Raw genomic sequence first — 19,423 nt, 5'->3', positions numbered from 1 at the left:
GGTTCCGCGGTGAGGTGCCGGTGATGTGTGAGGGCCCGGGGAAGGATCTCCTTCCCCGGGCCCTCGGCTATCCCTCGCTACCGGACTATCGGGTGGAGGCTAGATTCGTCGATATTGTCCTGAGCTCGGTTCCGGGCAGTGCAGTCGAGCCGGAGCCGGGACGTCGCGCGCTCTGTCATGGACCGAAGCGGTCGTCAGTGGTCGTGCCCCTCGTGGTCACCGTGGTCATGGTCGTCCTCGCTGTGCTCGTGGCCGTGGTCATGACCTTCGTGTCCGTGCCCCTCCTCGCCATGATCGTGCCCCTCGTGATCGCCGTGGTCATGAGCGTGGTCGGCAGCGGGGGCCTTCCCGGAGGCGCTGCCCACCTCATTGGGCACCTCGGGCAGCTCACTGCTCCGCGTCACCTCGCCGGCGCCGATGTCGACGACATGGAGCGTCTGCGTGCCGGGTTCGGTGACGAGCACCTCGTCACCGGCGACGTGGACGGTGGGGCGCGGCTCCTGCCACTCGACCGGCTCCTCCCACGGCTCGGTCACCTCGATCTCCCGGGTCACCTCGGCGGATGCGGGGTCGATGACCCGGAGCGTGCCGTCGGTGCCGAGGACGAGCGCCTCGCCCTCCGGTCCGCGGGCCAGCGAGCGGAAGGAGTACGAGGCGGGGAGATCGACGAGGCGCAGCTCGCCGGATCCGGTGTCGGTGAGGGTGACGCGGGTGGGTCGCTCGAGCTCGGCGTCCTCGTCGACCTTGTAGTCGCCGAGCACCACGGGGGAGCGCTCGCTGCCGAACTGGTTGCCGATCCGGCCGTAGTCGTCGGGGGAATCGACTTTGCGGATCTTCTCGCCGTCGATGATGAGGAGGCCGTCCTCGCACCCGACGGTGATGACCCCGCCCTCTGCGACCGCCTCCCCGTGGACGCCCGGGCAGCCGGTGCTCTCCGCGACCGTCTCGCCCGCCTCGTCGACGATCTTCACACCCGAACGGGACTCCTCGTTCCCGATCGTGACGACGGTGGAGTCGTCGGCGCGGGGCACGGCGACACCGTGGTGCGCCTCGTCCGTGGTGGTGACCGTGGTGTCGATCGGGGAGTCGGCGGGGAGGTTCGCGGGGTCGAACAGGTGCATCTCCCCCGTGCCGTCGAAGAACGCGAGGCTCCGCCCGTCGTGGTTCACGAGGTGGCCCGGGTGGCTGCCGGTGATGCGCTGCTCGGTGAGGAGCGGGTCGGTGGTGTAGGCGTGGGCGTGGTCGCCGTGCGGCTCGGACCATGTGCCGAGGTCGAGGAGCCGGAAGGAGTCGCCTCGGTGAGGAACAGGTGCCGGTTGTCGCCGGCCGGGTTGAGGCGGGTGAAGCCCTCGGCGGGGAAGGTGTCGAGGACCTCGAGGGACTCGCCGTCGAGCACCATGACCCCGCCGTCATAGGTCACGGCGAGGCGCGGCGCGGCGCCTGCGGCCTCGGTCGTCTCCCGGGAGGAGGGCTCCGCCGAGGCGCCCGCGGAGCTCTCATCACCGGCCGGACCGCCGGCCTGGCCGGGGTCGCCGCAGCCGGCGACGACGGTGAGTGCGAGGAGCGAGGCGGGCGCGGCGGCCCACCGGGACATGTGGTTGAGCTTGATCTTCGTGCCCGGAAGATTCGCACCGATACGAACCTATTGTCATAGCGCTATAGACGTATAGAAGAGGCGATCGGGGCTCGCCGTATGAGAAGCTGGCAGCAGCGACCATCCAGAGTCGGATGGGTCGACGTGGCGCCGGGTCGAGTCCTCGCCGCCCTTCAGCCCGCCGCCTGGAACCCATGACGCCAAGGAGGGCGAGAGATGAAGTTCGCAGAAGAAGGCACCAAGGACCACGTCGAGGTCGGCAGCACCGATCCCCAGGACGCACTGAATGACCTGCGCATGTCCGAAGATGCACTGCCGCTGCTCAACCACGTGAAGCGGTTCATCAAGGACACCGTCGACCCGATGTACGCGGAGTTCGTCAAGCTCGGTGAGGGCCACGCAGACCGCTGGAGCTTCGCGCCGGGACAGCTCGAGGTCCTGCAGAAGGCCAAGGACAAGGCGAAGGAGGAGGGGCTGTGGAACTTCTTCCTGCCCGACGCGGAGACCGGTGACGGTCTGTCGAACCTCGACTACGCCTACATCGCGATCGAGCTCGGCAAGAGCCCCTTGGCCTCGGAGACGATGAACTGCTCCGCACCGGACACCGGCAACATGGAGGTCCTCGAGCGGGTCGGTACGCCCGAGCAGAAGGAGCAGTGGCTGAAGCCGCTGCTCAACGGCGAGATCCGTTCGGCCTACGCCATGACGGAGCCGGACGTCGCCACCTCGGATGCCAAGAACGTCGCGACCCGGGCAGTGCTGGAGAACGGCGAGTGGGTGATCAACGGCGAGAAGCACTACATCTCCGGTGCCGGAGACCCGCGCTGCAAGATCATGATCACGATGGTCAGGACCAACGACGACGGTCCGCGCGGTCAGAACCACTCGCAGATCCTCGTGCCCATCGACACCCCGGGGGTCGAGATCGTCGGCCCGATGCACGTCTTCGGAGAGGACCACGCCCCCCGCGGACACATGCACATCCGGTTCACCGACGTGCGCGTCCCGGAGTCCAACATGCTCCTCGGCGAGGGCCGCGGCTTCGAGATCTCCCAGCTCCGCCTGGGCCCCGGCCGCATCCACCACTGCATGCGCACCATCGGCAAAGCCGAGGTCGCGCTGGACTACATGGTCAAGCGCGGCAACTCGCGGACCGCGTTCGGCCAGCCGCTGTCCAAGCTCGGCGGGAACATCGAGAAGATCTCCCGTGCGCGCATCGACATCGAATCGATGCGCCTGCTGGTGCTCAAGGCGGCGAAGGCCATGGACGTGCTGGGCAACAAGGAAGCCCGCGTCTGGGTCTCGATGGCCAAGGCGCACGTCCCGGAGAAGGCCTGCCAGATCATCGACCAGGCGATCCAGATCCACGGCGCCTACGGCATGTCGCAGTTCACGCCGCTGCCCGAGCTGTACGCGGACGTGCGGCACCTGCGCTTCGCCGACGGCCCGGACGAGGTGCACCACATGGTGGTCGGCCGCCACGAGCTGACGCAGCACTGATCTCCAGCACCTCTGCAGTCGACTTCGAGAGCGTGCGGGCAGCCACGGCGAACGCCCGTTGCCCGCGCGCTCGTCGTGTGCGCGGCCGGATGCACAGTCGATGGGGCGGGGGGTTCGGCTCTCTGGGCATCTATTGTGATGACGCTATAGATGTGTAGATCGACCGATCGATGGCGGGCCGAGCGAGTCTGCGCGCAGGTCACCCGGCCGTCGGTTCGGGCATAATCGAGGGAGCAGACCGAGAATCGGACCACCGGAAGGCCCGCCATGACCGTGCAGATCCCCCGTGTCGGACCGAGGCTCGCCGCCGCCGCCGGGGCGTTTCTCGTGCTCGTGCTGGTCGCCGGATGCTCCGGAGGAGCGGAGAGCGGGACGGCCCCGGCCCCCGAGGAATCGGCCTCCCCATCGCCGGAGCCGCCCGCGCTGTCCGAGCCGATCGATCTCGACTACAGCGGTCACGTCCTCACCGACGATGGGCGCGATCGTGCGCTGCTCGTCGACTGGTCGAACGGGCAGCTCCGCGCGATCGACAATCAGGGCACCGAGCTGTGGGCCGAGCGGGTGCAGCTCGACGACGAGATGATGTCCGCGCCCGTCGCCTACTCCTCCGGCGACATCGTCATCATCGACGACCTGTCCGGTGAGCTCGTCGCCCGCCAGTGGACCGACGGTGCGGAGGCGTGGCGATTCGCGCCCGCCGAGGCCGGAGCAGGGTGCCATGAGGACTGGGGCTTCGGCCCGTCGACCACCGCGACCGGCACGGTGCTGGAGGAAGGCGACGTCATCCTCCTCGAGTACTTCATGGCGATGAAGAAGGACAGCTGCACGACCGGCGCCGACGGCGATCCGCTCGTCATCGCACTCGACCCCGCGACCGGCGAGGAGGCGTGGCCGGCCCTCACCGTCGGTGCGGGCGGCCTGCCGTTCGGCGGGTCCACCTTGAGCATCTCCCCGGACCGCTCGTACGGGCTGCTTCCATGGGCTGACGACGGCAGCTCGATGCTCACCCGCGTCGACCTCGCGACCGGGGAGCACACGACGCTCGACCTCACCGAGCTCCGCACGGCCGACGACACCGGCGTCGAATGGTTCTCGGTGGTGCCCACGGGAGACCCGAGCACCGCGGTCTACGTGTACGGCGCGCAGGATCCGGATGATCCGTACAGCGGGCTCGTGCAGAGACAGGCGTTCCTGACAGTGCCGGAGGGTCTCCCGATGAGCGACGCCGGTGCGCTCACTCCACTCGATCCGGAGGAGCACGCCGAGGCGTACGCGGCCCTCGATCTCGAGGACACCTTCGATCCGGTGTGCACGGCACAGCCGGTCTTCACCCCGACCGGTGAGGGGGCATGCATCATGGTGCAGCTGTTCGCCTCGACCGTGGCGTACTGGGGCTCCGACCTCGCGGCGATCGCCTGGCAATCGGAGGAGCAGGCACCGGAGAGCGTCCTCGAGTACGCGACGCCCGAATCCGACATCGGGGAGCCCAGTACGCCGCCGTCGACGGGCCCGAGGGTCCGGTCGTCGTCGTCCCGACCGTCGACAGCTCCGTCACCGCGTTCGATGCCGCGAGCGGCGAGGTCGTGTGGGCCTCCGAGGCGCAGGGCGGATCCGACCCGTGGGGCGGGCAGGGCTACCTGCCGGACCTCGACCTCGTGCCGGTCGTCGACGACGGAGAGCTGACCTTCTACGATGCGGCCACGGGCGAGGCGCACGACTCCCTCGACGTCGCCGACTTCGCCTCCCTGAGCTCGACCACCCGCTTCCTTCTCGTCACCGAGGACCGGACCTCGCGGCTCTGGACCGTCACCGGAGGCTGACATGACCTTCCGCAGCGAGACCACCACGACCCGCCCGACTCTCGAAGGCACCTTCGGGATGACAGCCTCGACGCACTGGCTGGCGACCGGCTCCGCCCAGGCGGTGCTCGAGCTCGGCGGCAATGCCTTCGACGCGGCCGTCGTCGGGGCCTTCGTCCTCCACGTCGTCGAGCCGCACCTCAACGGGCCCGGCGGCGACATGACCGGGGTGTTCGTCACTGCTCAGGAGCCGGACCGTCCAGTCGTCCTCATGGGCCAGGGGCCCGCTCCGGCCGGGGCGACGATCGAGCACTTCCGGGCCGAAGGGCTCGACGCGGTGCCCGGTGCCGGGGCGCTGGCCGCCGCCGTGCCCGGTGCGGTCGACGCCTGGCTCCTGCTCCTCCAGGAGCACGGCACCTGGGAGCTCACCGATGTCCTCGCCTTCGCGATCGACTACGCCGAGCGGGGACATCCCGTGCTCGCCCGCGTCGCTGAGACGATCGACAGCGCGAGCGCGCTGTTCCGGACCGACTGGCCGAGCTCCGCGGACCTGTGGCTGGAGAACGGGCGGGCGCCCGAGCCCGGGTCGCTCATCCGCAACCCGGAGTACGCGCAGGTGCTCCGAGAGCTCGTCGCGACCGGGGACGGAGAACCCACCCGAGAGGAGCGGATCGCCGCCGCCCGGCGGGAATGGCGCACCGGTCGGGTCGCGCGCAGCATCGCCGATTTCATCCGCACCCCGCATCGCCATTCCGACGGCGGCCTGCACGCCGGGGTCCTCACCGCGGCCGATATGGCCGACTGGACCGCCGGCTTCGAGGACGCGCTCACCCTGGATTTCCGCGGATACACGATCGCCAAGACCGGGCCGTGGGGCCAGGGTCCGGTGCTCCTCCAGGCGCTCGCGATCCTCGACGGCTTCAACGAAGCGCACCTCGATCCTGGCACCGAGCTCGGTGCGCACACCGTGCTCGAGGCGCTCAAGCTCGCCCTCGCCGACCGCGACACCTACTACGGGGACAGCGGGTCCGCGACCGCACTGACCCCGGAGGCGCTCGCCGTGCTGCTGCGCCCGGAGTACGCCGCCGAGCGCCGCGCGCTCATCGGCGAGAACGCCTCCCACGAGTTCCGGCCCGGCACCATCCCCGGTGTCGACCCCGTGTCGCCGCCCCTGCGAACCGAGGCGGAGTTCGGTGCCGCAGGAGGCCTCGGGATCGGGGAGCCGACGGTGCCGAAGCCCGCGGACCCCACGCCCGAGGAGCGCGCAGCTGTCCGCGGCGACACGTGCCACATCGACGTCGTCGACCGGTGGGGGAACATGGTGAGCGCGACGCCCTCGGGCGGGTGGCTCCAGTCCTCGCCCGCCGTGCCCGGCCTGGGGTTCTGCCTCGGCACGCGGCTGCAGATGATGTGGCTCGACCAGAACTCGCCGTCCCGCCTGGAACCGGGAACGCGGCCGCGCACCACGCTCTCGCCGACCCTCGTGCTCCGCGACGGGGAACCGGTGATGGCGCTCGGCACCCCGGGTGGTGACCAGCAGGACCAGTGGCAGCTGCTCCTGCTCCTCCGGCTGCTCGTCGGCGAGCTCGACCCGCAGGCCGCGATCGACGCCCTGGCGCTCCACACCACCGCGATGCCCGGCTCGTTCTACCCGCGCACCTGGGAGCCGGCGGGCGCGGTGGTCGAGGACCGGCTGGGCGAGGACGTCATCGCCGGGCTCGAGCGGCGCGGCCACCGTGTGATCCGGGCCGGCGACTGGGCGCTCGGCCGCCTGTCGTGCGTGATCCGCGATCCGGCCACCGGTGTGCTCCGGGCGGCTGCGAACCCGCGCGGCATGCAGGGGTACGCCGCCGGCCGTTGAGTCGGCGCGGCCGGACCGGCGAGATCAGACGATTGCCGACGTGACCGGTGTCGTGTTCCTGCAGTCAGTGGTTCGCTGTCTGACGTCTGCTGCCGGCCGGAGCCGGACGCTCAGACCGTCGAGCCGCCCGACCGCGCAGCCGCGGCGCGGGTGAGGATCTCGTGGACGAGTCGGGCCGCGGTGCGGGCGGTGCGGCCGTCGACGTCGTAGCGCGGGTTGAGCTCGACGATGTCGAAGTGCCGCAGCTTCCCGCTCGCCGCCGCGGCACCGCACGCCGCGAGGATCACCGCGGTGGGCACCCCGAGTCCGGCCGGTGCGCTCACGCCCGGCGCCACCGCCGCCGGCAGGACGTCGAGATCGATCGTCAGATAGAGGTCGTCGACCCCGGCCGCGAACTCCTCGACCCAGCGGACCGCCCGCGCGACGTCCTGGGAGTCGACGTCGCTCAGCCAGGTCACACCGAGCTCGCGGGCGGTGTCGAACAGCGCGGTGGTGTTGTTCGCCTCGCTGATCCCGATCACCGTGTAGTCGAAGTCCGTCCCGCGCGCGGCCCGGTCCGCCGCGATCTGCCGGAACGGCGTGCCCGAGGTGGGCCTCTCCGCCTGCCGCAGGTCGAAGTGGGCATCGAGGTTGAGGATGCCCAGGCGCCGGTCCGCACACTCCTCGGCGAGCCCCAGGTAGCTGCCCCACGCGGTCTCGTGCCCACCGCCGAGCACCGCGGTCAGCGCTCCGGACAGCCCGGGGGAGCGCCGCAGTTCGGCGATCTGCCGGGCGAGGTCCGCCTGCCCGGACTCGAGGTCCTCGCCGGCGACGACGACGTCCCCGGCATCGACCACTCGCAGCGGGGAGTGCACCGCGAGGGAGCCTAGTGCTGCGCGGATCGCCTCGGGCCCTGCGGCCGCACCCTGGCGGCCGTGGTTGCGGCGCACCCCCTCGTCACTCGCGAACCCGAGGATCACGGCATCGGCGGCGGGCGCCTCGGCGGCGGGCCCACCGGGCCGGGAGGGATCGGCGGTGGCCCGGTCTCCCGGGGCGGCGGGCGCCTCGGCGGGTTCGACGATCTGCCAGAAGCGGCGATGCTCGTCTCCCGGACCGTCCGCGCGGCCGGTCCACGTGTGCGTGCGATTCATGCTCTGCTCCTCGGGGTTCTGCGGGGTCCCAACCAGGCTAGGAGAGCGAGCGCGTGCGCGGCACACCTCGGCGACGGCGTGCGTCCGAGATCTCGGACGGATTGGGAGGTTCGGGCCTGGTCGCGGGCCTCGCGCGCGCCAAGAATGGGGAGCATCAGCCGGTCCCGAGGACGCGCCCGCCCGGCCCCGCCCGTGGTGCCACTCCGGCGTCCACCTGACCACCCGCCCGATCCGGCCCGCCCCGAGGGAGACGCCATGACGATCACCCCCAGCAGCCCCGACCAGAAGCCGGGCTTCACCCGCCACGACCCCAGCCGCACCATCCGCGCCCCCCGCGGCACCGACTTCACCGCGAAGTCGTGGCAGACCGAGGCCGCCAAGCGGATGCTCATGAACAACCTCGACCCCGAGGTCGCCGAGCGCCCCGAGGACCTCGTGGTCTACGGCGGCACCGGCCGCGCCGCCCGCTCCTGGGAGGCCTACGACGCGATCGTCCGCACCCTCGACGACCTCGAGGCCGACGAGACCCTCCTCGTCCAGTCCGGCAAGCCCGTCGGCGTGCTCCGCACTCACGAATGGGCCCCGCGCGTGCTCATCGCCAACTCCAACCTCGTGGGCGACTGGGCGAACTGGGAGCACTTCCGCGAGCTCGAGGCCGAGGGCCTCATGATGTACGGCCAGATGACCGCCGGCTCGTGGATCTACATCGCCACCCAGGGCATCCTCCAGGGCACCTACGAGACATTCGCCGCGATCGCCCGGAAGAGCTTCGACGGCACCCTGGCCGGCACCCTCACCGTGACCGCCGGCTGCGGCGGCATGGGCGGCGCGCAGCCGCTGTCCGTCACCCTCAACGGCGGTGCCTGCCTCATCATCGACGTCGACCGCACCCGGCTCGAGCGCCGGAAGTCCAAGCGCTACCTCGACGAGGTCGTCACCGACCTCGACACCGCCCTCGCGCAGGTCATCGAGGCGAAGAGGAACCGGCAGTCGCTGTCCGTCGGGCTCGTCGGCAACGCCGCGGAGATCCTCCCGGCGCTCCTCGACCGTCCCGAGGCCGCCGAGGTCGACATCGTCACCGACCAGACCTCGGCCCACGACCCGCTGTCCTACCTGCCTCTGGGCGTGGCCCTCGAGGACTGGCAGACGGAGGCGGACGAGGACGCGGAGAAGTTCACCCTGCGCGCCGAGGAGTCGATGGCCAAGCACGTCGCTGCGATGGTCGGCTTCCAGGACCGCGGGGTCGAGGTGTTCGACTACGGCAACTCGATCCGCGACGAGGCCCGCAAGGCCGGCTACGAGCGCGCCTTCGAGTTCCCCGGCTTCGTCCCGGCCTACATCCGACCGCTGTTCTGCGAGGGCATGGGTCCGTTCCGCTGGGTCGCGCTGTCCGGCGACCCCAAGGACATCGAGGTCACCGACGCCGCGCTCAAGGAGTTGTTCCCGGAGAACGAGTCGCTCCGCACCTGGCTCGACGCGGCTGCCGAATTCGTCGAGTTCGAGGGCCTGCCGGCACGCATCTGCTGGCTCGGCTACAAGGAGCGCCACCAGGCCGGCCTCCTCTTCAACCGGCTCGTCGCCGAGGGCAAGGTGTCGGCACCCATCGTCATCGGCCGCGACCACCTGGACTCCGGCTCCGTCGCCAGCCCCTACCGGGAGACCGAGGGGATGCGCGACGGCACCGACGCGGTCGCCGACTGGCCGCTGCTCAACGCCCTCGTCAACACCTCCTCGGGTGCGACCTGGGTGTCGATCCACCACGGCGGAGGCGTGGGCATGGGCCGTTCGATCCACGCCGGCCAGGTGTCCGTGGCCGACGGCACCGAGCTCGCCGCGCAGAAGCTCGCGCGCCTGCTCACCAACGACCCCAGCATGGGCGTGCTGCGCCACGTCGACGCCGGCTACGAGCGCGCCGCCGAGGTCGCCGGCGAGCGCGGCATCCGCGTCCCCATGGTCGAGGAGCTCGACCGCCGCGACGAGGAGTCCGCCCAGGGCTGAGAATAAGAGGGGCTGAGGTCGTGAAGGGCTGAGACCATGACGTCATGAGGCTCCTGTGACTCTGGTCCCGAGGTTCGGTACCCGCGAACTGCGCGGTATCCCGAACCAGACGCGCAATGATGCGTTCGGCTTGGGATACCGCGCAGTTCGGTTCTCGGTGCCACTGCGTGTGACGGCACTCTGTGACGCCCCGCGACCGAATGTGACGCCGGATGACCGGTTCATGACGCTGAACGTCCCGTAGCCACGGCATCGCCATCAGCCCCTGTGAAGGTCTGCCCATGACAGCAGATTCCCGAGTCACCGCCACCGGTGCGTCGAGCGGCCCCGGCCGCGCCCCTGCCACCCCTGCCATCGACATCAAGAAGCAGCGGCGCTCGATGCTCGCGTCCGTCACCGGCCAGCTCCTCGAGTGGTACGAGTGGAGTGCGTACGCGGTGTTCGCCCCGTTCATCGCCGGCGCCCTGTTCAATCCGCAGAATCAGGTCTCCGCGCTGCTCTCGACCTTCGGGGTGTTCGCGATCGGCTTCCTGTTCCGGCCGCTCGGCGGCGTCGTGTTCGGGAGGATCGCCGACAAGCGCGGCCGCCGCTTCGTCCTCGTCACCACCATGCTCATGATGGCCGGCGGCTCGGTGATGATCGGCCTGCTCCCGACCTTCGAATCGATCGGCATCCTCGCCTCCGCGCTCCTGCTGCTCGCCCGCGTGGTCCAGGGCTTCGCCCACGGAGGCGAGTCCGCGACCGCGAACTCCTACATCGCGGAGATCGCCCCGGCCCACCGCCGCGGGCTCTGGGGCTCGACGGTGTTCATGACGATCTTCGGCGGCGCGATCATCGCGTTCGTCATCGGCGGCATCATCACCGGCACCCTCTCCGAGCCCGACGTCCAGTCCTGGGGCTGGCGCATCCCGTTCCTGCTCGGCGCAGTGCTCGCGGTCGTCGCCCTGTGGCTGCGCGTCGGCATGGTCGAGTCGCAGGTGTTCCAGGCCGACGAGGCCACCCCCGCCGTCGAGGACCCGGCCGCCACCCGCACCGGGAGCGCCGCGCTCCACGCCGGCCTCGGCGTCGAGTCATTCACGGAGAAGACCCTCGCCCCGCTCAGCCGTCCGCTGTCGATCGTGCTGATCTTCTTCCTCGTCTCCGGCGTCGCGGCGAGCAACTACACGTGGACCTCCTACGTCTCGACCTACGCGATCAGCCAGGAGGGCATGGACCCGTCCGGCGCCTACTGGTCGCTCGTCGCCGCGCTCGTCGTCGGCCTGGCCGCCCTCCCGTTCTGGGGTGCGGTGTCCGACCGGGTGGGCCGCCGGCCGGTGCTGCTGTTCTTCGCGATCGGCGTCATCGTCACCCAGTTCCCGCTCATGGCCTTCATCGACGACCGCCCGTGGACCCTGTTCGTCGCGACCTCGATCGGCCTGTTCGTGCTGTCCGCCGGTGCGAGTCTCCTCGCCTGCGTCATGGCCGAGACCTTCCCCACCCATGCGCGCACCGCGAGCATCGGCCTGGCCTACTCGCTCGCCACCGCGGTGTTCGGCGGCACCACGCCCTACGTCAACCAGCTCGCCGTGTCCCAGGGCGTGCCGTGGGCGGCCAATGCGTTCATCCTGTTCGCCGCCGCACTCGCCCTGTGGGCGGTCACCCGCCTGCCCGAGCGCCGCGCCATCGACCTGACGATCGTCCGCTGAGCCGAGGGTCCACGGGATGGGAAAGACGATGGGAGAGACCGCGCCGAAGACTGGGGACAGCGCAGAACGTGTGGAAGGAGCAGAACGCGTGGCAGCAGCCGAGCAGTTGGATGTGAACCCGGTGGAAACCGCGGACGTGTCCGTAGCCGAACCGGGGGACGCGACCGGGAGGAGCGCCCGGGTCGAGTCCGCGGGCCAGGTGTGGAACACCGAGCTCACCCCGCTGTCCTTCCTGCGCCGCTCCGCCGACGTCTTCCCGCGCAAGCGCGCACTCGTCTACGGTCCAGAATCGTTGAACTATGAGGAGTTCGCCGCGGCCGTCGAGCAGCGGGCGCACGCCCTGCGCGCCGCCGGTGTCGAGCCCGGCGACCGGGTCGCCTATCTCGTGCCGAACCTGCCGGAGATGCTCATCGCGCAGTTCGCGGTGCCGCTGGCCGGGGCCGTGCTCGTGTCGATCAACACGCGACTCGCCGCCGAGGAGGTCCGCTACATCTGCGACCACAGCCAGGCGCGGCTGCTCGTCGTCGACGCCGAGCTGTGGTCCACCGTCGCCCCGGTGGCCGACGTCCTCGGGACCGTCGAGCGGATCGTCGTCGCCGAGGACCCGCTGCTCGCGGCGGGCGCCGCTGCGGATGCGAAGGCCGAAGGCGCGGCAGGTGAGGCGGGGGGCGCCGCAACGGGCACCTCGGGCACGGATGCCGGGCCGGCCCGCACCTCGGGCACGGATGCCGCGGCCGAGGCGCTCGCCCACCCGGCGACCGTCTCCCTCGCCGAGTTCCTCGCCGGCGCGGACGCGCACACCGCGGACCTGCCGTGGACGGTGGCCGACGAGAACGCGACGTTGTCGATCAACTACACCTCGGGCACCACCGGGCAGCCCAAGGGCGTGATGTACACCCACCGCGGTGCCTACCTCAACGCGATGAGCGAGATCATCCACTCCCGCCACGACCACGCGAGCGTGTACCTGTGGACGCTGCCGATGTTCCACTGCAACGGCTGGTGCACGGGCTGGGCGGTGGCGGCCGCCGGGGGCACCCAGGTGTGCCTGCGCGAGGTCCGCGCCGAGGTGATCTGGGGGCTCATCGACCGCGAGGGCGTCACCCACCTCAACGGGGCGCCGACGGTGATGACGACGCTCGTCAACGCCCCCGAGGCGCACCCGCTCGACCGCACGATCGTCGCCACGGTGGCCGGCGCGCCCCCGAGCCCGACGATCATCTGGCAGCTCGAGGAGCTCGGCTTCCGGATCGTCCACGTGTACGGCCTGACCGAGACCTACGGTCCGCACACCGTGTGCGAATGGCAGGACGAGTGGGACGGCTACGATCGGCGGTCCCGGGCGCGCGTGCAGTCGCGGCAGGGTGTGGGGATGCTCCACACCGACCCGATCCGCGTGGTCGCGGTGGGCGGCGGGGACGAGCTCATCGACGTGCCGGCCGACGGGCGGACGATCGGGGAGATCGTCATGCGCGGCAACAACGTCATGAAGGGCTACTTCCGCAATCCCGAGGCGACCGCGAAGGCGTTCGCCGGCGGCTGGTTCCACTCCGGGGACCTCGGGGTCATGCACCTGGACGGGTACATCGAGCTGCGCGACCGGGCGAAGGACATCATCGTGTCCGGCGGGGAGAACATCTCCACCGTCGAGGTCGAGCAGGCGATCGTCGCACACGAAGCCGTGCTCGAGGCCGCGGTGATCGGCGTGCCCGACGAGAAGTGGGGCGAGCGGCCCAAGGCCTACGTCGTGCTGCGTGCGGGTGCGGAGCTCGGGGCCGGGGAGCTGCTCGACCACGTGCGCTCGCTGCTCGCACGGTACAAGACGCCGCGCGAGGTCGAGTTCGTCGAAGCTCTCGCGAAGTCCTCGACCGGCAAGATCCAGAAGTTCGAGCTCCGCGAGGCCGCCTGGTCCGGGCACGCCAGTCGCATCCAGGGCTGAGTCCAGTCGTCCCCGTCCGAAGTGCAGTATCTGAAGGTTTCTGAGAGCGGATCCGCGAATATTCGCAAGGTGTGACCGGTGTGTGCACTGCGGCTGCCGGTGCAGTCGCATACTGCGCGGTATCCGAAGAGCGACGCGCAATTGCGCGCTCGGTTCGGGATACCGCGCAGTCGGGCCTCGGGGGGGTGCCGGGCGCCGGGTGCCGAGTCGTCAACCGGCACCCGGTGCGCCGCTGTTCAGGCCTCGCGGAGCCCGAGGGGGCGTGCCGGGTCGTCGGCGAACAGGCGCCAGCGGTCGATGAAGGGATGCGTGTCCGTGCGCGAGGTGTAGTCGAAGACCCGCACCGGGTGGGTGCTGTCCCAGGCCGGCCAGCCCGGGTCGCCGCTCGCGGCGAAGCGCACCCACGCCTGCCGCATCTCAGCGCCGAGGTGCCGGTCGCCGTCGTGCGGACGCGGATGGGTGACGGCGGCGAAGCTGCCGTCGAAGTTCCCGAACAGCGGCGCGATGTCCGCGGCGTGCGCCGCTCCGATCCCGCCGTCGGGCCGTGCGGCGAACACGTAGACGAAGGTCCGACCGCCGGAGTCCGAATGGGCCTGGGCGGCATCGAGGGTCGACACGGTGAACATGCGGTCGGTCTGCACCGCCTCGAAAAGGGTGTCCGGGGACGGGCCCTCCGCCGTAGGCACGCCCGGTTCGGCGCTCGCGTCCGCAGTCGGTTCGGCAGCCGCACCCTCACCCGCACCCTCACCCGCACCCGCACCTGAACCCGCCCCCGGACCCGCACCGATACCTGCACCTGCGCCGGATTCCGCTCCTGCCCCGCCCAGCAGCGCGGTGTACTCCTCGCCCCGACCCGCCGGTCCGACGAGCGCGACCCGCTGGGCGGCGCGCGCCTCGGACGCGGGGGCCGAACCGGCGGTGAAGAAGCGGAACTCCTCGGTGGTCTGCCCGATGAGCACCTCGATCCCGGCGGCCGCGCCGGCGCGCAGCGCCTCCCACGGATCCGTGGGCACCACCTCACCGTCGACGACCGGGCACAGCGGCGGTGCGAAGGTCACCGCGAGCCCCCAGCGTGCGGCGTGGCGGGTCTGCCCCCGCACGAACCGGGCCATGAGGTCGGTGCACTCCGCCGGTGAGAGCGCGGCGAATCCGGCAGCCGTCGGCTCCACCCCGGCGAGCCCGGCGAACTCCGCGGTCACCTCGGTGGCGAGGCCGGCGTCGAGGACCATGGCCGGCGGGCTCTGCAGGACGGCGCGGGCGAACAGGCCGCGCGCGGCGGGCATGGTGAGGAGCATGTGGATCGACCCGGCGCCCGCGGACTCGCCGAACACCGTGACGCGCGCCGGATCCCCGCCGAACGCCGCGATGTTCTCCCGCACCCATTCGAGTGCCGCGACCTGGTCGAGCAGGCCGCGGTTCGCCGGGGCGTCGGGGAAGTGCGCGAACCCCTCGATCCCCAGCCGGTAGTTGAGGGTGACGACGACCGCGCCGGCCCGGGCGAGACGCGAGCCCTCGTAGGCGGGGTGGGCGGAGGAGCCGTCGACATAGGCGCCGCCGTGGATCCACACGAGCACCGGCAGGCCGGGACCCGCAGTGGCGCCCGCGGCTCTCGAAACCGAGGCGCCCGCCGCTCTCGACACAGAGGCACCCGCGGCTTCCGTCGCCGAAGCACCCGCTCTGCCTGACGCGGTGCCCTCCGCCCTGGCCTCCGAGGCGACCGCGCCCGCCACCTCTGCATCCGGGGTCGCCTCTGCCGCCGACTCCGCTCCCGGCAGCTCCGGCGTCCAGATGTTCAGGGTCAGCCAGTCCTCACCGTCCCGGTGCGGTGCGACCGCGGCGGGCCCCAGTGTGCTGAAGCGCGGCGGCGGCGGGCCGAACTCCGAGGTGTCGAGCACCCCGTCCCACCGGGGCACGGACTGCGGCGCGGCGAACCGCAGGTCCCCGACCGGCGGAAGCGCGTAGGGGATGCCGAGGAACTGCGAGCACCCTGATGCGGCGCGGCCGCGGACGGGGCCCGCAGGCGGTGTGACGAGCGGTGCAGAGGTGCGCGACGCATCGGCGGGTTCGATCATGCTCGCACGCTACCAGGAGAAACATTCGCGGCTGAGACCGGGATCACATCGATCCATAACAGTTCAGACCATAATGATCAGAACTGGCATTCGGTAGGAACCGATGAGTAGTGTGCATGTACACTCCTTGTGTATATCCGGGGAATCAGCAGTCCTCCCCCACCGTCCTCCGCGTCCACGCGCGGTGAGCGCCCCGGGTCGTTTCGCGCACCAGAGGAAGGGACTCCGATGTCCTCCATGTCCAACCGTCGTCCTCGCCGCTCGCTCCGTCGCGGAGCCGCCGGCATCTCACTCGCACTGGCGGTCGCACTGGCACCCGGCGCCGTGCCCACCATCCTCATGGCCCCCGCCTCCGCCGCCGTCAGCGCCGACGGGCAGACCCAGATCGGTGTGCCGGAGTACCGTGCGGCCGGCAACGATATGGTCGACAAGCTCTATGCCGACGCCGACGCCGGAGTCCCGCGTCCCGGGAACATGGACATCTGGCCCACCGACGACATCAACCAGAGCCTCAACATCCAGACCCAGTCGAACCAGCAGTCCTGCGCCGTGACGATGATGGGCCAGTCCCAGGGCTTCCCCATGCGGGCCGACGGCGTCTACGCCGATGTCGACCGCAATTTCGCGCAGACGACTCCGCGGGTCACGCGCAACTTCTACGATCAGCGTCCGCACTTCGACAACGGCTACATGCTCACCCGCCCCGCCACGGATGCCGATTCGGAGGACAGCCTCACCACCTCCGGTCGCGTGCAGGTCACCAGCGCCGATGCCGGTTACCTCACCCTCGCCATGGACGGCTGGGGCAACAAGATCGGCGTCTCCTCGCCGAACAACATCATGCAGCACTCCCGCCTGCGCCTGGCGACCAAGGAGCCGATCGAGAACTTCCGACTCGTCCTCCGGATGGACAAGCACGCGAAGGTCGACACGCGCATCACCACCATGGGCAACTGGAACGGCTGGTGGGCGCCGGGCTACACGCAGGCTCCCTCCAGCAACTTCACCATCACCTACGAGACCGATGCGGACGGCCTCACCTACGCCGTCATCGAAGCTGACGAGGTGCCGGCCGAGTCGTGGGCCACCGTCACCTTCCGCGGCGAGGTCCTCGCAGATGACTTCGCCGAGGGCGGCCAGCTCTACTCGTGGTCGGCCGCGACTGCGGACTTCTCCACCCTCCAGTGCGAGGCGCCGCTGCCCCAGTGGGACAAGCAGACCGTGCGCCCGGGCGACTCGGTGACCGTCGAGAACACCGGGGACGCCATCCCGCAGGGCACTCAGCCGGATGCGACCACCGCCGTCGCGACCCCGCCCGAAGGCTGGGGCGAGATCGCGATCGACGCCGAGACCGGAGTGCTCACCGCCGAGGTCCCCGGCGACGCGGCCCCCGGCGACTACACCTTCCCCGTCGAGATGACCTACGGCGACGGCACCACGAAGACCGTCGAGGTCACCATCACCGTGCTCCCGATGCCGACCTACGAGGACACCACCGTCCAGCAGGGCGAGGAGAAGACCGTCCCCGTACCCGTCGACCAGAGCGGTGAGCCGCTGCCCGAGGGCACGGAGTTCGCCCCCGGTGAGGGCGGCCCGGACTGGGCGACCGTGAACGAGGACGGCACCATCACTGTCAATCCCGGATACGACGTCCCCGAGGGCGAGTACACCGTGCCCGTCGTCGTCACCCGCCCCGACGGCTCGACCGAGAACGTCGAGGCGAAGGTCACCGTGGAGAACCCGAACGATCCGGCCTACGAGACCGAGACGGTCGATCAGGGTGAGACGGTCACCGTCCCCGCGCCGACGAACCCGGACGGCTCGTCACTGCCGGAGGGCTCGGAGTTCGCTCCGGGTGACGACGTGCCGGACTGGGTGACGGTGAATGAGGACGGCACGCTGACCGTGTCCCCGGGCACGGAGGTGACCCCGGGCGGGCACACCTTCCCGGTGGTTGTGACCTACCCGGACGGCTCGGAGGAGACGATCCAGGTCACGGTGGTCGTCAACAACCCGAACGATCCGGCCTACGAGACCGGCATCGTCGATCAGGGTGAGACGATCACCATCCCGACCCCGGAGAACCCGGACGGCTCCGCGCTGCCCGAGGGCACCGAGTTCGCCCCCGGCGAGGACGTGCCGGACTGGGTGACGGTGAACGAGGACGGCACGCTGACCGTGTCCCCGGGCGCGAATGTGACCCCGGGCGGGCACACCTTCCCGGTGGTTGTGACCTACCCGGACGGAACCTCCGAGACGATCGACGTCACGGTGGTCGTCAACAACCCGAACGATCCGGCTTTCGAGACCGGCATCGTCGATCAGGGCGAGACGATCACGATCCCGGCCCCGTCCAACCCGGACGGATCCGCGCTGCCCGAGGGCTCCGAGTTCGCCCCGGGTGACGACACGCCGGACTGGGTGACGGTGAATGAGGACGGCACGTTGACCGTGTCCCCGGGTGCCGATGTGACCCCGGGCGGGCACACCTTCCCGATCGTCGTGACCTACCCGGACGGCTCGGAGGAGACGATCCAGGTCACCGTGGTCGTCAACAACCCGAACGATCCGGCCTACGAGACCGGCATCGTCGATCAGGGCGAGACGATCACCATCCCGACCCCGACCAACCCGGACGGCTCCGCGCTGCCCGGAGGCTCTGAGTACGCCCCGGGTGACGACACGCCGGACTGGGTGACGGTGAATGAGGACGGCACGCTGACTGTGTCCCCGGGCGCCGATGTGACCCCGGGCGGGCACACCTTCCCCGTCGTGGTGACCTACCCGGACGGAACCTCCGAGACGATCCAGGTCACCGTGGTCGTCAACAACCCGAACACTCCGATCTACGAGGACGGCGAGGTCGACCAGGGCGAGACGATCACCATCCCGACCCCGGAGAACCCGGACGGCTCACCGCTGCCCGAGGGCACCGAGTTCGCCCCCGGCGACGACACGCCGGACTGGGTCACGGTGAACGAGGACGGCACGATCACGGTGTCCCCGGATGAGTCGGTGACCCCGGGTGACCACACCTTCCCGGTCGTGGTGACCTACCCGGACGGCTCCGAGGAGACGGTCGACGTCACTGTCACCGTGAACAACCCGAACGATCCGGTCTACGAGAACGGTGAGGTCGAGCAGGGTGAGACGATCACCATCCCGACCCCGGAGAACCCGGACGGCTCACCGCTGCCCGAGGGCACCGAGTTCGCCCCCGGCGACGACACGCCGGACTGGGTCACGGTGAACGAGGACGGCACGCTGACCGTGTCCCCGGGCACCGACGTGGAGCCCGGCGAACACACCTTCCCGGTCGTCGTGACCTACCCGGACGGCTCCTCCGAGACCATCGAGGTCACCGTCACGGTCACCGAACCCGGTGACAACGGCACCGGACCCGGTGACGACGACAACGGCTCCGACGACTCGAACCCGGGCGACGGCCCCTCGGACGAGCCCGGCCCCAAGCCCGGTGACGACGGCGACGAGGCGCCGAACCAGGACCCGGGTGACCGGGACCAGGGTGACCGGGACGACAGTCCGCTGCCGCGCACCGGAGTCGACGTCGCTGCGACGATCGCCGCCGCGGTGCTCCTGCTCGGACTCGGCGCGGGCCTGATCCTGCGCGCCCGCCGCCGCAGCTGACACCCGGCTCGCCGGAAACCCGGCGGACCCGACACCGCGCCCGCGCCGACACCACGTCGGCGCGGGCGCGGTCCGTTAGGCCGCCGGGCCCGGTGGACCCTGTGAACCGCGCGCCGGGCACCCAGCGCCCGGATCCCTCCCGCCCCTGCCGAACGAATTCCGAAATCTCGGACATTCCGTTCTGCGGAAGCACTGTC

Annotated in this window: 11 protein-coding genes and 2 pseudogenes; 9 read left to right on the top strand and 4 right to left on the bottom strand. The window is 70.7% G+C overall.

What is annotated here, in order from left to right:
- Positions 1–194: 194 nt before the first annotated feature.
- Together FDF13_RS14650 and FDF13_RS14645 are read right to left on the bottom strand one after the other, a co-directional pair.
- Positions 195–1,169, bottom strand: coding sequence for a hypothetical protein (locus FDF13_RS14650; protein WP_175406842.1), 975 nt, complete (start codon positions 1,167–1,169; stop codon positions 195–197).
- The gene (locus FDF13_RS14645; protein WP_175406841.1) at positions 1,166–1,594 is read right to left on the bottom strand and encodes a hypothetical protein; all 429 of its coding nucleotides are present in this window, start codon (positions 1,592–1,594) and stop codon (positions 1,166–1,168) included. The genes FDF13_RS14650 and FDF13_RS14645 overlap by 4 nt, the downstream gene beginning before the upstream one ends.
- 216 nt (positions 1,595–1,810) lie before the next feature.
- Between FDF13_RS14645 and FDF13_RS03280 the strand changes: the two genes are divergently transcribed.
- The 5 genes and pseudogenes from FDF13_RS03280 (at position 1,811) to FDF13_RS03265 (ending at position 6,754) form a co-directional block, all read left to right on the top strand.
- The gene (locus tag FDF13_RS03280) at positions 1,811–3,094 is read left to right on the top strand and encodes an acyl-CoA dehydrogenase family protein (RefSeq protein ID WP_175406840.1); all 1,284 of its coding nucleotides are present in this window, start codon (positions 1,811–1,813) and stop codon (positions 3,092–3,094) included.
- Between the two features lie 267 nt (positions 3,095–3,361).
- Positions 3,362–4,066: pseudogene (locus FDF13_RS15545) on the top strand (PQQ-binding-like beta-propeller repeat protein); the annotation flags it as partial.
- Positions 4,067–4,443: 377 nt separating this feature from the next.
- Positions 4,444–4,668, top strand: a pseudogene (locus FDF13_RS15540) (hypothetical protein); the annotation flags it as partial.
- An 81-nt stretch (positions 4,669–4,749) separates the two neighbouring features.
- Positions 4,750–4,914, top strand: a complete 165-nt coding sequence (locus FDF13_RS14640; protein WP_175406782.1) for a hypothetical protein — start codon at positions 4,750–4,752, stop codon at positions 4,912–4,914.
- A 1-nt stretch (position 4,915) separates the two neighbouring features.
- Complete coding sequence (locus FDF13_RS03265; RefSeq protein ID WP_217494893.1) at positions 4,916–6,754, top strand: gamma-glutamyltransferase family protein; 1,839 nt, start codon at positions 4,916–4,918, stop codon at positions 6,752–6,754.
- A 110-nt stretch (positions 6,755–6,864) separates the two neighbouring features.
- Here the strand turns inward: FDF13_RS03265 and hutG are convergent, their stop codons facing one another.
- Positions 6,865–7,884, bottom strand: coding sequence for a formimidoylglutamase (gene hutG / locus FDF13_RS03260; protein WP_137318432.1), 1,020 nt, complete (start codon positions 7,882–7,884; stop codon positions 6,865–6,867).
- 255 nt (positions 7,885–8,139) lie between these two features.
- On the opposite strand from hutG, the gene hutU reads away from it, so the two are divergent.
- The 3 genes from hutU (at position 8,140) to FDF13_RS03245 (ending at position 13,506) form a co-directional block, all read left to right on the top strand.
- The gene (gene hutU / locus FDF13_RS03255; protein ID WP_137318431.1) at positions 8,140–9,882 is read left to right on the top strand and encodes a urocanate hydratase; all 1,743 of its coding nucleotides are present in this window, start codon (positions 8,140–8,142) and stop codon (positions 9,880–9,882) included.
- 281 nt (positions 9,883–10,163) lie between these two features.
- Positions 10,164–11,567: an MFS transporter gene (locus FDF13_RS03250; protein ID WP_175406839.1), complete on the top strand. Its 1,404-nt coding sequence runs from the start codon at positions 10,164–10,166 to the stop codon at positions 11,565–11,567.
- 88 nt (positions 11,568–11,655) lie between these two features.
- A complete protein-coding gene (locus FDF13_RS03245; RefSeq protein WP_254668885.1) occupies positions 11,656–13,506 on the top strand; it encodes a long-chain-fatty-acid--CoA ligase in 1,851 nt (616 codons plus the stop codon).
- A 236-nt stretch (positions 13,507–13,742) separates the two neighbouring features.
- Here FDF13_RS03245 and FDF13_RS03240 read toward each other — a convergent pair whose 3' ends face one another.
- On the bottom strand, positions 13,743–15,578 hold the full coding sequence (locus FDF13_RS03240) for a carboxylesterase/lipase family protein (protein WP_137318429.1): 1,836 nt from the start codon (positions 15,576–15,578) through the stop codon (positions 13,743–13,745).
- Between the two features lie 228 nt (positions 15,579–15,806).
- Between FDF13_RS03240 and FDF13_RS03235 the strand changes: the two genes are divergently transcribed.
- Positions 15,807–19,226 (top strand): Rib/alpha-like domain-containing protein, encoded by a 3,420-nt coding sequence (locus tag FDF13_RS03235; protein ID WP_137318428.1) that lies wholly within the window; start codon positions 15,807–15,809, stop codon positions 19,224–19,226.
- The last annotated feature ends 197 nt before the right edge of the window (positions 19,227–19,423 follow it).

This window comes from Brevibacterium sp. CS2, from assembly GCF_005280295.1.
Lineage (GTDB): Bacteria > Actinomycetota > Actinomycetes > Actinomycetales > Brevibacteriaceae > Brevibacterium > Brevibacterium pityocampae.
The sequence above is the reverse complement of the archived record's forward strand: the minus strand, read 5'-3'. Positions and strand labels throughout refer to the sequence as shown.